This window comes from Neobacillus sp. BF23-41, assembly GCF_041106275.1.
On the sequence record NZ_JBGBPR010000007.1, the window covers coordinates 202,753 to 217,293 of the forward strand.

Annotated in this window: 13 protein-coding genes; 1 reads left to right on the plus strand and 12 read right to left on the minus strand. The window is 36.0% G+C overall.

Annotation, left to right across the window (positions count from 1 at the left end):
• Positions 1 to 670: 670 nt before the first annotated feature.
• Entirely contained in the window at positions 671 to 3,937 is a 3,267-nt protein-coding gene (locus tag AB7942_RS13655) for an Ig-like domain-containing protein (RefSeq protein ID WP_369447256.1), read from the plus strand.
• A 237-nt stretch (positions 3,938 to 4,174) separates the two neighbouring features.
• On the opposite strand, the gene AB7942_RS13660 is transcribed toward AB7942_RS13655, so the two are convergent.
• The 12 genes from AB7942_RS13660 to nagZ form a co-directional block, all read right to left on the minus strand.
• Positions 4,175 to 4,810, minus strand: coding sequence for an FMN-dependent NADH-azoreductase (locus AB7942_RS13660; RefSeq protein WP_369447257.1), 636 nt, complete (start codon positions 4,808 to 4,810; stop codon positions 4,175 to 4,177).
• 290 nt (positions 4,811 to 5,100) lie between these two features.
• Positions 5,101 to 5,289 carry a hypothetical protein gene (locus AB7942_RS13665; RefSeq protein ID WP_026565324.1) on the minus strand — a complete coding sequence of 63 codons (189 nt, stop codon included), beginning with the start codon at positions 5,287 to 5,289 and terminating at the stop codon, positions 5,101 to 5,103.
• A 55-nt stretch (positions 5,290 to 5,344) separates the two neighbouring features.
• Positions 5,345 to 5,482, minus strand: a complete 138-nt coding sequence (locus AB7942_RS13670; protein WP_081825434.1) for an FbpB family small basic protein — start codon at positions 5,480 to 5,482, stop codon at positions 5,345 to 5,347.
• A gap of 145 nt (positions 5,483 to 5,627) precedes the next feature.
• A complete protein-coding gene (locus AB7942_RS13675) occupies positions 5,628 to 6,836 on the minus strand; it encodes a thiolase family protein (protein WP_369447258.1) in 1,209 nt (402 codons plus the stop codon).
• Positions 6,829 to 7,494, minus strand: a complete 666-nt coding sequence (locus tag AB7942_RS13680; RefSeq protein ID WP_369447259.1) for a 3-oxoacid CoA-transferase subunit B — start codon at positions 7,492 to 7,494, stop codon at positions 6,829 to 6,831. Before AB7942_RS13680 ends, AB7942_RS13675 begins: the two co-directional genes overlap by 8 nt.
• The gene (locus tag AB7942_RS13685; protein ID WP_369447260.1) at positions 7,481 to 8,176 is read right to left on the minus strand and encodes a CoA transferase subunit A; all 696 of its coding nucleotides are present in this window, start codon (positions 8,174 to 8,176) and stop codon (positions 7,481 to 7,483) included. The genes AB7942_RS13680 and AB7942_RS13685 overlap by 14 nt, the downstream gene beginning before the upstream one ends.
• Before the next feature lie 455 nt (positions 8,177 to 8,631).
• Positions 8,632 to 9,123 (minus strand): zinc-binding dehydrogenase, encoded by a 492-nt coding sequence (locus tag AB7942_RS13690; RefSeq protein WP_369447261.1) that lies wholly within the window; start codon positions 9,121 to 9,123, stop codon positions 8,632 to 8,634.
• A gap of 5 nt (positions 9,124 to 9,128) precedes the next feature.
• Positions 9,129 to 10,319 carry an MFS transporter gene (locus AB7942_RS13695; RefSeq protein WP_369447262.1) on the minus strand — a complete coding sequence of 397 codons (1,191 nt, stop codon included), beginning with the start codon at positions 10,317 to 10,319 and terminating at the stop codon, positions 9,129 to 9,131.
• A gap of 106 nt (positions 10,320 to 10,425) precedes the next feature.
• Complete coding sequence (locus AB7942_RS13700) at positions 10,426 to 11,526, minus strand: alkene reductase (RefSeq protein WP_369447263.1); 1,101 nt, start codon at positions 11,524 to 11,526, stop codon at positions 10,426 to 10,428.
• A 127-nt stretch (positions 11,527 to 11,653) separates the two neighbouring features.
• Positions 11,654 to 11,917 (minus strand): ArsR/SmtB family transcription factor, encoded by a 264-nt coding sequence (locus AB7942_RS13705; RefSeq protein ID WP_246869550.1) that lies wholly within the window; start codon positions 11,915 to 11,917, stop codon positions 11,654 to 11,656.
• Positions 11,918 to 12,232: 315 nt separating this feature from the next.
• Positions 12,233 to 12,568 carry a DUF3870 domain-containing protein gene (locus AB7942_RS13710; RefSeq protein ID WP_026565604.1) on the minus strand — a complete coding sequence of 112 codons (336 nt, stop codon included), beginning with the start codon at positions 12,566 to 12,568 and terminating at the stop codon, positions 12,233 to 12,235.
• Positions 12,569 to 12,637: 69 nt separating this feature from the next.
• Positions 12,638 to 14,395: a beta-N-acetylhexosaminidase gene (gene nagZ / locus AB7942_RS13715; RefSeq protein WP_369447264.1), complete on the minus strand. Its 1,758-nt coding sequence runs from the start codon at positions 14,393 to 14,395 to the stop codon at positions 12,638 to 12,640.
• Between the last annotated feature and the right edge of the window lie 146 nt (positions 14,396 to 14,541).

A 14,541-nucleotide genomic window follows, 5' to 3' on the forward strand; every position in this document is an offset into this window, starting at 1 on the left:
TTGTTATTTCTAGTTATTTATTAATATCATTAGTTATTGGAAACCCTCATTTTTAATGGGTTTTACGGAAATTTAATAAAATTAAGTTATTTATTATTATCGGTAGTTATTTTAAGTTCGTGACCAAAATGTTACCACTTTTTTTCTAATAGTTACCCGCCTATCGTTACCGACAAGATCTGCAGATCCTGTATTAAGGATCTGCAGATTATTTTTTTAAGCTTATTATCTATTTATGCATATCAAATGTTCAAGATCCCTATTGAAAAATAAAGACCGAATTTTAAATAAATGTATGTATGATTCGGTCGAAAAGAGTGAACAAAAAGGCGCTTCGGCAATAATAATGGTTTGAATTTTATTAAGAATTCCCCCTTTATTGGGCAGATTAGGCCTTCAACGTTACTTTTTTAAAAAAATATTTTGTTGTCAATTTATTAGTCATAATTTAGTATTTTAATTATGAAAATTGGAAATATTCTAATAAATTTTTAATGATGAAAATTACATATCCAATGAAAATAACGTCAATTTTTCATAGAATATCTTTGTCAATAAACAAGGTCAGTGTGAAAGATGAAATCACATGAAGAAATCTAGTTTTAGTAGATTGATATTAGCAGTCTGTATTTACAGGTTGATTAATATAAAAAAAATAGGAGGTTGACAAATGAGAAAAAAGGTAACAAAACGAATTACAGCATTAACTCTCATCTTTACCGTAATCCTGTCTCTATTTAGTAGTTTGGCTTCTGCCTCACCTGAAAAGTCAGTAAAGGAAACAAAGGAACCGCCTACAAAGGAGATCGTAAAACTTACTCCAAGTGAATCGACAGTCTCGTTCTCTCTTTCTAAAGGCAAACACGAATTAAAGGCTGAAGCAGCGTATAAAGATGGTTCCAAAGCGGATGTTACAGCAGAAGGAAAATGGACTTCACTAGATGAGAAAGTTGTAACAGTTGCCAGTGGAGTGTTAACAGCTGTGAATGCAGGGTCTACACATGTACAATTCAGTCTTGGTAATGCGGTTTTAAACGTTGAAGTAAATGTTACGCAAGATGCGCGTGTTTTAAGCCAAAATTCAAATCCTTCAGAAGGGAAAAAAATTGTATCGCTCGTTTTAGCTGCACCTAGAATAACATTCATAAAAAAAGGGGAAGAGCGTCCAATCGCTTTGAAAGCGCTTTATAGCGATGGTTCGATGGAAGACGTGACTAAATCAGCTAAATGGGAATCACAAGATCCGTCGATTGCAAAGGTTGAAAATGGCTTATTAAAAGGGATATCATCAGGTAATGTTTCATTGAAAGTAACCTACTCAACTTTTCCAAAGATAAACTTCTTTGCTTCTATAGAAGATGTTCCAGATAATGTAACGTCGCTTTTTCTTACCTCTGACATGTTGAGGTTAGAAACCTCTGATAAGCCGGTTCAAGTAGGAGCCTATACAAGGGATCTCATGGTGGGTAGTACAAATGTTACTAATTTAGGAAGTTGGACTACGACAGATCGTAATGTTGCTACCGTTAGTAAAGATGGTCAGATTACTCCAGTTGGACTAGGACAAGCATATATCTATTTTAAATACGATAAATTGGTTGGTGCTGTACTTGTTAATGTTGTTAAGCCGGAGAAGCTTGTAACCGATACACCTGCTGTTGAAATTTTGCCAGGTGCAAATTGGCCGGTTAACTTAACCGAAGTATTCACTAACGGAGTATCAGAAGGTACTACATATTTACGTAAAAATGTAAATCCATATGATGTGAAGTGGACTGTAGAAGACAGCAGCATTGCAACGGTAACGAATTCGGGAGTAATCATAGGAGGTAAGCCAGGTAAAACAATTGTGACAGCTTCCTATCGATCAGATGTTCTTTCTCCAGTTAAAATGGAGGTTACTGTCACCAATAAGCTTACTACTCCAAGAGTTATTGGTATGACAGCTTCTCCATCAAATCTCTCATTAGGTGCAGGTGAAGAAGCGCCTATTACAATAAACGCGATTTACAGTGATGGGAGCACGGAGGATGTCACAGCTTCCGTTGAAATGTATCCCGACAATCCTTACGTAGCTTCAGTTCAGCGAACATATGGTGCTGGTACATCAACACACAAGGTTATTGGTGAAATGAGTGGTGCAACTGTTTTGCATGCTATCTATAATGGTGGTCGTAACACTGTAGATATCCCGGTGGCAGTCACGAATAAAGACGGTCAGAGGAAGGCTCCAACCCCTGAATCGATTTCTGTTACACCAAATATGAAAAATATGGTAGTACATCAACAGCAGCAATTGGAGGTAAAAGCGAGCTATACGGACAAATCTGTGGTAAATTCGACCTCAACTGCGGTTTATAAATCATCTAATCCTAATGTTGTTCAAGTGAATAATGATGGCCTACTTACTGCTGAAGGTACTGGTACAGCAATAGTTACCGTAGATAGCTCTGGTTACTCCAAGCAGATTCCTATTGCCGTTTCAGAAAAACCTTCTAATGATTTCGTGAATAAAATTGTTGGTCTGATTCCTAGTGAAACGAACATCTCATTCCAGTTAGCTGACCACACACATTCGTTTTCTGTAAAAGCAAAATATCAGGATGGTTCAACAGCTGACGTCACTTCAGACTCAAGATTCACATCATTAGATCCGAACATTGTTACAGTTAAGAATGGTGTTCTTACAGCGGTTGCACCAGGTACAACTCAGGTCCTTATCGATCACGGAACAAGCACCGAAATCTTGAATGTTTCAATTCATTCTGGAAATGATGCATCTACAGAGGATTTAAAAATTGAGTCATTGATTGTATCCTCAATGGATGTTGTAGTTCAAAAAGATAAGCTTTATCCAGTACATGTTTTTGCTCAATACAATGATGGAACTCAAAGAGAAATAACGAATTCAATTCAATGGACAACAGATGAACCTACAGTTGTAAGTGTTAAAGACGGGAAATTTATTGGAATGAATACTGGAAAAACGACGGTTAGTGCAACAATTGCAGGTTTCTCTTCTATTAAAATTCCAGTAAAAGTACAAGATCAAGCTGGACCATTAAATTTAGTAGGAATTGTTAGCGCGGGGATGATAATACAGCCTGAAGCAGGAAATATAGTAGAAGCGATAACTAATAATAGCAATGGGATGATATTACACCCTGAAGAAGGAACTATTGATGCGAACGCGTTTGCTGAATATACAGATCATAATATCGTTCAGGTTGATACAGAAGGGAAATGGGAATCTTCCGACGAAAGTGTAGCAACTGTTGACCAGAACGGAGTCATTACATGGGTCGGCCCTGGTGAAGCATACATCTGGTTCAATTATTATGGTTTGAGAGATGCTATTTGGGTAAGAAACACTAAACCTGTAGATTTATATTGGGCTGAAAACAATAAATGGACAACTAGAAATGTAATGTTAGAACCTAATAAGTCCACTGACATCTCAATTAATGGCTTCTTTGGTCATCATGGCAGAGATGGAAATTGTGATTGTTATAATCTTACTAGCAAAGCAAAATTGACGGTGGCGGACGAATCGGTTGCAACGATTTCTGCTGATGGACATATCATCGCTCACTCTGTAGGAAAAACGACAATAACTGCTACTGTTTTTGGAATGTCAAAGACAATTGATGTTGAAGTTGTAGCAAAGTATCCTACATTTATTAGGGGGATAAGTTCTTCGCCGGGTTATATCGTAAATTCAGCAGGCTCAACAAATGAAGTAGTCATAAATGCTATGTCCAGCGATGGAACGATAAAAGACGTTACAGCTGATGTCAAATGGAATAGTTCTAATTCGGAAGTAGCTGAAGTGACCGCTGATCATAAGATCCTAACGAAGTCTGAAGGAGCCGCTGTTATCATTGCGGAATATGGTGGATTTAAAATCATTATTCCTGTTATCGTTAAACCTAATTAAATAATGTCCATTTAGAATGATTGATGATGGGATGAATTCGCCGCAATATTCAATATGAAAAGCCAGTACTTTGTGGCCATTCCCCCCAAAAAGTTGAGAAGTAAAAAAAACGGGAGCCGTTTCTATCGAAATGGCTCCCGTTTTTTTAGTTTCATACTTTATATTGTTCACTAATACCCTATCACACTATTAAAAAAGACAGACCCGACATGGGTCTATCTCTTCGACTTTATAAAACTAGAAAGTATGAACAAGGTCTTTAGCACGGGCAATAGCATTTTCTTTTATTTCCTGTGCTTTATCTGGCATTGCATTATGTCCTTCTACAAATAGCCCTTCGAAAGCCGGAATTCCAAAGAAACTCATCATGATACTTAAATAACGATGTCCCATTTCCAATTGAGCTGCAGGACCTTCAGAATAAACTCCACCGCGTGCTTGAATGTGCAATGCTTTTTTATCTGTTAGTAGTCCAATAGGTCCTTTTTCAGTATATTTGAATGTTTTCCCGGCCACTGAAACCGAATCAAGATAAGCCTTCATAACAGGAGGGAATGAAAAGCTCCAAAATGGTGTAACAAAAATATATTTATCTGCGGCCACAAATTGGTCACTTAACTCGCCTAAACGGCTAACTTTTGCTTTTTCTTCATCATTAAGTGTTTCAAATGCTTGTCCAGATTGGAGCTTTCCCCATCCGCTAAATACATCGGTATCGATATGCGGGATGTTTTCTTTAAACAAGTCAATATGAACGATTTCATCATTTGGATTAACTTCCTGATAGGTATCAATAAATGCTTTCCCAACCGCCATACTATACGATTGTGTTTCATTGAGTGGATGTGCTGTAATGTACAATACTTTTGCCATATCTTTTTACCATTCCTTTGTGTAATTTGAACATTTTATTTTGAATTAAAAATGAAAGAAATATCAATGAATTTTATAAGTCTCGATTTCTACTATTTTTAATTCGAGACAATTGTATAAAATAATTTGATGATTGCCAAAAAATAGTATGCTTTAATTTTTTCCTCCTTTGGGTAACATAAACAGCCATTACTATTCAACAGTCAAGGGCTAGTCCAAAGTGCAAATCAGAGTATTATGCTTTATAGAACTATAGAATTCATTTAAGATTTTTATTTAATCGGTATCATTCAATCCGATTCATCTGCTTGGTTTTCGGGAATCACTATAAACAGGAAATTTGGTGGTAAACTGTTTCTAATTGCTTGAATAAAAAATTCAATTGCTCTTTCAGATTCAAATTTGATATCACCTATGACTTTATTTTCAATTTCAAGTTCTTTTCCTTTATGATCAAATATTTTCACTCTAAATTTCATAAATTGAACATCCTTATTATTTAACCATTTTATTTGATCCATATTATTTTTGCGTCTATCGTTTTATTTCATGACGTTGTTCAATACGTTTTTCAATTCTTTCTAATTCCTCGTTATTGTTAAGAAGTTCTTTTTTGATTTCCTGTACTAATTTTTGAAATGACTTTTTATGCATGTGATTCGTTTTACGCATGATCGTTCCTCCTGATGTATGTGTTTTGTTTTATTAAATGATCCGAAAACAATAGTCTCAATTTGTATTTTTGTTGGAATTCATTTTATATTGATACAGTGATTGCAGGGAGTGAATTCCACCGGTATTTAACAGCACATTAAACCTAATTTTGTGGGGAAACCGGCGCCCTAAATACTGTTGCGATACCCTGTCCACCAGCCATGCAAAGGGTAGCAAGCCCCCACTTCGCCTTTCTTTTCAACATGGAGTGTATTAGTGTCACACTAACTCTAGCCCCACTGTTTCCAATCGGGTGTCCTAATGCAATGGCTCCGCCATTTACATTAGTTTTATTCATTGCTAAACCCAGTTCTTTTATGACAGCTAACGATTGAGCAGCAAATGCTTCATTAAGTTCAATTAAATCTAAATCCTCAATTTGTATATTTGCCATGCTTAACGCTTTATTTGTTGCCTCAACAGGCCCAATTCCCATCCGATCTGGCTTTACCCCTGAAACTCCAAGTCCTACAACTTCTACTAAAGGCTCTAATTGATATCGATCCACCATTTCACCGGAAACCAGTAATAACATAGAGGCACCGTCGTTTAATCCAGATGAGTTCCCCGCTGTGACTGTTCCGTCCTTCTTAAACACAGGTTTTAAAGCCGCTAATTTTTCTAAATCTGTTTTCCTTGGATGTTCATCATTAGAAAAAATAATTGATTCTCCCTTTTTTTGTGGAACTTTTACAGGAACAATCTCGTTCTGGAAATCGCCATTTTCAATGGCATTAAGTGCCTTTTGCTGACTTTCATATGCAAATAAATCTTGCTCCTCACGGGAGATCGAATAATCTTCAGCCAGATTTTCTGCTGTCATTCCCATTACAAGCTTTCCGTACTTCTCTACAGGCTGGGAACCCGGTTGACTTTCCTTATTCGGATCGAGAATTTCACTGTTTCCTGAAAGAAAGCCATAACGTCCATTTCGAATATAATAAGGGGCATTGCTCATGCTTTCTACCCCCCCTACAATATAGGCATGACCTAGACCAGCTCGAATTGCCAAGAAAGCATTATGAATAGACTGCATACCCGATCCACATTGGCGATTTACGGTGTACCCTGGAATTGACTCCGGCAGGTCTGCCTTTAAAAGAGCCACTCTAGCAATATTGGCTTGGTCTTGGCTCTGTTTTGCCTGACCAATAATCACTTCATCAATCACTTCTTCAGGCAGCAAATTCTTTTCTTTTACATTCTGAAATAATGGAAGTAATAGATTATCCGGCTGTAAGTCCTTTAGAGCTCCGCCTATTTTTCCCACCGCTGTCCGTTGTGCACTTACTATATAAACTTTATTATTCATGATGTCCTCCATCGTTTACTGACATAACTTTAAAGTCTGCATCCGTCTTTTCTTGAACTTCTTTCAAAGTGACACCAGGCATTAATTCTTTTAATACTAACTGATCATTTTGGAATTCAAAAACAGCTAATTCTGTAATAATCAAATCAACTTTACGAATGGATGTAATCGGGTATGTGCAATTTTTAACTATTTTAGAATCTCCATTTTTGGCGGTATGATTGGTCGTAACAATAATCTTTTTGGCCCCGGTTAAAAGATCCATTGCCCCTCCTACTCCCATGATATTTTTCCCAGGTATCGCCCAGTTTGCAATATACCCCTGTTCATCAACCTGCAGTGCTCCCAGTATGGCAACATCAACATTTCCCCCGCGGATCATGGCAAAAGAGTCTGCACTATTAAAATAGGAAGCACCCATTCCCTCACTAATTGGCAGCTTTCCCGCATTGACTAGGTTTGGATCAAAATCTTCTTCACTATTCAACTCTTGAACCCCAAGCATTCCATTTTCTGTATGGAAATAAACGAACTCTGAATCCACATATTTGGCAATGAGTGTGGGTATTCCGATTCCTAAATTAATGACTGAATTTGGTTGCAGTTCAGCCGCTGCCCTTTTCGCTATTAACTCTTGAACGTCTTTATTTGATTGCATTTTTTGCTACAACTCCTTCCTTAGTTAGAATCAGATGGCTTTCTACAATGGCGTCGACAAATAAATGAGGGGTGACAATTTCCTCGGGTGAAAGCTCTCCTGCCTCAACAATCTCGTCAACCTCAGCAATGACGAAGTCAGCTGCTGTGGCCATTAACGGATTAAAATTGCGAGCCGTTTTGTAATACACTAAATTCCCGAGAGTATCTGCCTTTGCAGCTTTAATCAGTGAAACATTTGCTCGCAGCGGCTCTTCAAATACATAAAATTCTCCATTAATTTCGCGTACTTCCTTCCCTTCTGCCAATTGAGTCCCAACACTTGTTTTTGTATAATAGCCGCCAATGCCAGCTCCTCCACCCCTTATCGATTCAGACATCGTTCCCTGAGGCATAAGCTGAATTTCAAGTTTACCTTGATTAAACTGATCTCCCACTTCCCTGTTACTAGTAAAATACGAACCAATAGCTTTTCTAATTTTTCCTTGTCGTAATAAAATGCCTAAGCCCTTTCCCGGTTCACCTAGATTGTTACTAATGACGGTCAATTGATTCACATCATGCCGTGTCAACTCGTCAATTAAACTTAATGGACCACCAACTAAACCAAATCCTCCCACCATAATGGTGTCACCAGATTTAACCTTTGCAATAATTTCTTCCGCCCTTTTTACTTTTTGCATTGATATCACTCCCAGTTTATTTATACAAAGCAAAAAGCCCAGCCAATCCAAAGGAAATAAGCATTTAGCTTTTTCCTTTGGAAAGACTGGGCTATCTTAAATTTAATGAAAACGGTGAGTTTTCAACATTAAGAATTCATCTTTCCATCATCTTAATCATCAACCGATTAAGAATTTTGATTTATAAAATATATCGTTGGTCTAATTATACTACTTTAATTATAACTTTCAAGAAGAAAAAGTATTTTTAAATATCTTTCCTTGATAATTGTTTGATGATGGTGTTCATAACAACCAATTATCTACATCAGAGCACGTGCAGTTGTTGGATCGTCTAAAATTGTTCCCGTACGTATCCATGCATCGTTCGAGAGACAGGCGATCACTAAATATTGTATTATATGTGCCTCTTATCACTAGGCAAGTTCATATGGTTTTGTTGTGATTTGATCCTTTTATAGTTTTACAAGAGTTCTTCCACGTACTTTTCCTTCTAATATGGCAGCTAATACTTCTGGCAGCTCATTTAATGAGATTTCATTTACCATATCTTCATTTAACTTTGTTGGTTTCAATTCATCACCAAGACGATTCCAAACTTTTAAACGCTTCTTCATTGGACATTCAACCGAGTCAATGCCAAGCCAATTAACACCTCTTAAAATATAAGGAAAAACGGTTGTGGAAACTTCTATCCCACCTGTAAAACCACATGTAGCTACAGATCCGCCATATTTCAATGTACTTAGAATGTATTGGAGAGTTTTACCACCCACAGGATCAACATCACCAGCCCATTTTTCTTCACGAATTGGTGTTTGATCTGTATCTACTATTTCATTCCGATTAATAATTTGTTTAGCCCCTAATCCTTTTAAATATGTCTCTTCGTTAGATTTACCTGTACTGGCTACAACTTCATACCCTCTTTTAGCTAAGATATCCAATTTGATCAAGCTTGCTTTTGTGCCGTAAAATCAAGGTTGACTACCTTTTTATTATTTAAGAAACGTGATAATCCAAATGTTGTAATACTTGCAAACACAATACTTAACGCACTGAACCATGTAATGGAAGACAATGATATTTGCCCCACAATTATTCCACCAAAACCTGCACCAGCCGCAAAGCCAAATTGCATCATCGATTGGTTCAGACCTAGCAACACATCTGAGGATTCAGGTGATAGCGTTGCTAAATTATATTGCTGAGTTGCACCTGATGACCAGCCTGCAAATGACCAGACTGTCAATATAACAAATACAGCAATAATTGAATGTGATATGAATGAAAGCACGACTAAAGATGTTACGTTTACAAGTAACCCTATTTTTAATGTAAAAATTACGCCTCTCTTATCAGCACTTAAGCCACCTAGTTTAGAACCAAATAAGCTTGCAACTCCAAGAACTAGTAAAGTAATGCTTACAAGAGAATCACTCATACCTACATTTTTTACAAGGAATGGAGATAAATAAGTAAAAAGAATTCCGTATCCTGTCATTAAAAAGAAGGTGATTGATAATGCTAAAGCAATTTTTGGTTTTTTGAACATCGCAATTTGTCTCGTTAAAGGGATTGAAGCATCACCATTCATTTTTGGTATTGTATTTAAAACAATAAAAATGACAAGTAAAACTAATATTGCGGTACCGATAAATACAAATTTCCAGCCATACGTAGATGTAATAAAACGTCCAATAGGAACGCCAATGATTAATGATGCGGTAAATCCCATGACAACTGTTGCAATTGAACTGGCCTTTTTATTAGCAGGTGCAATCTTTGCTGCGATATTTAAAATTGTAACGACTGCTACACCTGTACTTAAAGCCATAATAATGCGAGCAATTATAAATAATCCATACCCTGGAACAATCACTGAAAGTAAATTTCCTACAATAAAAACAAATAACGCATAGATCAGTAATTTTCGTCTTTCCATTTTAGCCGTTAATACCAGTAATATAGGTGTACCGATGGCATAGGCTAATGAAAAGACTGTAATTAATTGACCAGCCGCTCCAATTGACACTCCTAGAGCCTCTGCCATTTTATCCAAAATACCTGAGATGATGGGTTGTGAAGTACCGACTAAAAAACTTATCAGTGCTAAAATATAAATCTTTGCTGTATTGGACATGTGCAATTTTCTCCTCCATATCATTATTAATTTCTATATTTCTATAAACACTGAAATAATATACAAAATGAAAGAAGCTATATAAGCTTCTTTCTATTCTAGTGCTTTAAATTAATGTATTAAGATGCTTCTTAACATCGTATTCTTCTATTTCTTTTCCATTTTTTAAACGATGAATAAAATCAGGATTAGAAATGAATGGACGTCCGAAAGCAGCGACATCAATTATTCCTTCTTCTATCGCCTGATTCGCCATTTCCGGATTTAATGTACCTACCCCAATAATGACACCATCCCAGTATTTTCGGACTAATTGATGCATCGTTTTTCCATCTGCAAGCACTCGATCAAATTGCATAATCGATGGGTGAATCATTGTTGCACCCGCTTCCTTAAATGCCTCAACAAATGTGCTAATAGCCATTTCTGGATCTTCCCACATGTAATTTGGTATATCTGCTTTATGAGCAGAGAATCGAATCATTGTTCGTTCTGTACCGATTGCGTCGATAACTGCTTTAATTACTTCCTTCATGAACGTTAATCTTTGAGCAAGGTCACCACCATATTCGTCCGTACGATGATTGGTTATATCTGAATTAAATTGGTCAATTAAGTATCCGTGGGCACCGTGAATTTCCACACCGTCAAAACCTGCTGCTATTGCATTTTTCGCAGCTTGCGCATATTGATTGATTACTTCATTAATATCTTCAATTGTCATTTCTTCAGGAATATCATATGGCTTACGGAAACGAGAGACAAGGCCTTCAGCTGGAATAGCTGATGGTGCTTGAGGAGGCAGATTTCCAGCAAGCTCGTGATGAGATAAACGACCAACATGCCATATTTGAGCGATCATTGTTCCTCCCTCTTTGTGCACAGCATCCGTTACTTTTTTCCATCCCTTAATTTGTTCGTCTGAATAAATGCCTGGAATTCCAGGATAGCCTTTTCCACGAGGACTAATGACCGTTCCTTCTGATATGATTAAACCCACTCCATCAGCAGCACGATTTCGGTAATATTCAACAATATCCTCTCCTACTACACCCGTCTGATCATCTGCAAAGGATCTTGTTAACGGTGCCATTGCGATACGAGAGCGTAAATTCCATGCTCCGATTTTTATCGGTTCAAACAATTTACTTTCTAAACCATTTTTTAAATTTCCCCAAGAATTTGTTTCTTTGCTAATTTGATTCATACATTTTCCCCCGTTCATTCCAATTATTCGGTATTTCTATAAATACTGAAATTAAAATTAAAATTAAAATTAAAATTAAAATTAAAATTAAAATTAAAATTAAAATTAAAATTATTCCGCTTTAATATTAAAGTAAAGCGGGAGCGTATTGTGCAAGGACTTCTCGTTGTAAACTGTAATATCTAAAGGTTCCCTCTCTGCGAACTGCTAATAATCCGCAATCGAGTAATGGTTTTAAATGATGCGTCAATGTTGAATTGGCAGGGCCTTTTAATTGATTTGCCATTTCCAGGCAAGCTAATTCTGATTGTTGAGCAAGTAATTTTACGATTTGTAAACGAGTCGATTCACCTAGTGCCTTATAGACTTTTACTGCAATATCATCATTCACCGCTAAAAACCTCCTTTCAGCAATTCTTATTTCAGTATTTCTAGAAATATTATATTTAATCAGAGATGCTCTGTCAAGAGAGTACTTTTCCATTTTTTAATTCAAAGGCTGTTTTCTTAATTGAAGAATGTGAGAACAAATAGTCACCAAAATATAAAGCCTGTATCTTAGATTACTAAGTAATTATTGATACAGACTAACGAAAAAAGTCCAATTTCTCAATTTAAATGCTGAGAAATTGGGCTCTTTAATATTCTAATTTACTTAACGTCGTAAATCCGTATTTTCCTGACGCTACCCCCTGTTAAATATTTTTTATTTCACTTGATTCAGTCTTTCAATGTACCTTTTATAGGCTGCTTTTAAAGCAACGATTACGGAATTCGTAGAAGGAGCAAAGTAATGCTTCTCAACTCTCTGAATAAGGTCATCAATCCCCTTGGATAAGTCATAACCGACCATCATACGTCTAAAAAAATCCTTTGTTAAATCTGCCAAAAAAGTGAATTCCGCATTAATAATTAGGTTGGTATTCGGATCAATTTCCAATATTATTCCTGCATGTTTATATACTTCATACATTGCGCTACCTTGTGGTGCTTTAGCATATGCAGTGACAAGTACAGTATTCAATTCGGATTGTTTTCCCATAATATTGCCACCTTATCTCGAAGAATTTTTTCTAAATTTAACTTACGTCAAAAAATGTTTTGTCGTCTTTTAACTTGCCATATTATTATGAGCTAAGGATGCGTTATATATAGAGTAATGATCAAGATACATTGTTTTAGTTCCTGTAGGAAATACAAACTTTAATGTATTGCTTCCAACTGTATAGCTGATAATTTCTTCCTTGTTACTTGTTTTTATATCTGTTTTCGGAGAACCAAAATAATGTTTAATATCGTTAATGGTTAAGTTTTTTAAACTAGGATCGTAGGATCGAATCTCAAACAGTTGCTGTCCTTTATTATAAGCCACAACTACATGTTTTTTACTATAAGTGCAATAGGTGCCTTTCGCTGCTGCAATATATTCTCTTTTATCTTCTTTTCCCCAGCTCTTTCTTACTTCATCAATTGTGGTACTTTTTAGATGAAAATCAGCGTTTATTATGGAACCTTGTTTTGCTTTAGTTGCTATATTTAAAAGTAATTTACTATTTGTTATATTCGTCGTAGTAGTATTTGAAATCGTTTTTGTTATTTGAGTATTTAGATTACTTACATTTACAGGTGAAACTTTATGATTATTAATATTATATTTATGTTTCAAAGTTAAAATCCTGTATACACTCTTATTTATCGTATCTTCAGAAATAGTATGATTTGTCACTGCTGAATAAATACTGTTGTAGACAGTATCCACATTATCCATTCCATGACCAACTAAAATAATGTCGCTCCCCGCGTTTATTGCCCTTACGGCTGCGTCTTTCAACTTGTAGTGTTTTGCAATCGCACCCATCGTCATATCATCTGAAATGACAACTCCTCTAAATCCAGATTGTTTACGCAAAAGATCTGTGATAATGGTTTTTGACATGGATGCAGGATAATTAGGATCAATTTTTTTCACTAATATGTGAGCAACCATCACCATATCGGCGTGGTCTTTGATTGCATTGTTAAATGGAACTAATTCAACCTTTTTTAGTCTTGTAAGATCATTCTGTACTAATGGAAGTTCCAAATGAGAATCAACGGACGTGTCTCCGTGACCAGGGAAATGTTTAATAACTGGAATGATTTTTCCAGAACTTATTCCATTCATCATACTAACTCCTAGTTTAGAAACAATACTGGAATTTGATCCAAAGGAACGATCCCCGATAACAGTATTATTAGGATTGCTTTGGATATCTAGAACGGGAGCGAAATCTGTGTTAAATCCAAAAGCTTGCAATTCATAGGCGATCACCTTACCGATATTATATGCGTATTTTTCATCTTTTTTATTTCCAATGATTCTTGCACTCGGTGTGTTTTTGATTGATGTTGGCATTCGGTGTACTCTTCCGCCTTCCTGGTCGACGGATATGAATAGTGGTACTTTATTCTTGCTGTTTGCAGTTTTAATTGCATTTGTTAAGTTAACTAATTGAGCAGCACCCTTAACATTCGTTTGATATAGGATTAACCCGCCTGGCTTGTATTTATTAATTAGGTTTTGTGTATTTGAATTAACGGTTATACCATCAAATCCTGCGATTATCATTTGCCCGATTTTTTCATTTAAAGTCATCTTATTAAGCTGCTCTTGAATTGGATCTTTCTTAGGTAGTAAAGTTGTCTTTTTGGTATCTTCTGTTTTGGTATCTTCTGTTTTGGTATCTTCTGTTTTGGTATGTTTAGTTTGGCTTGTATTCATCTCTTTATGATTATCATTATTATTATTAGTTGTATTATTATTTGAACAACCATTCATAAGTAATAATGCAATCAAAATGAACAGCATTTTCAAAATCAACTTTTTCATAGTGTTGGTCCTTCCATTTATAGAGTCCTCTTCAGTTCGATTTAGTAAATATTTTGCACGGTTCCTTTTTATTTTATTTTTATCCAATTAATATCATAACATTCTACTGTAACAGTTGTGACCGGCTATTTCCTACGGTTTTTCAA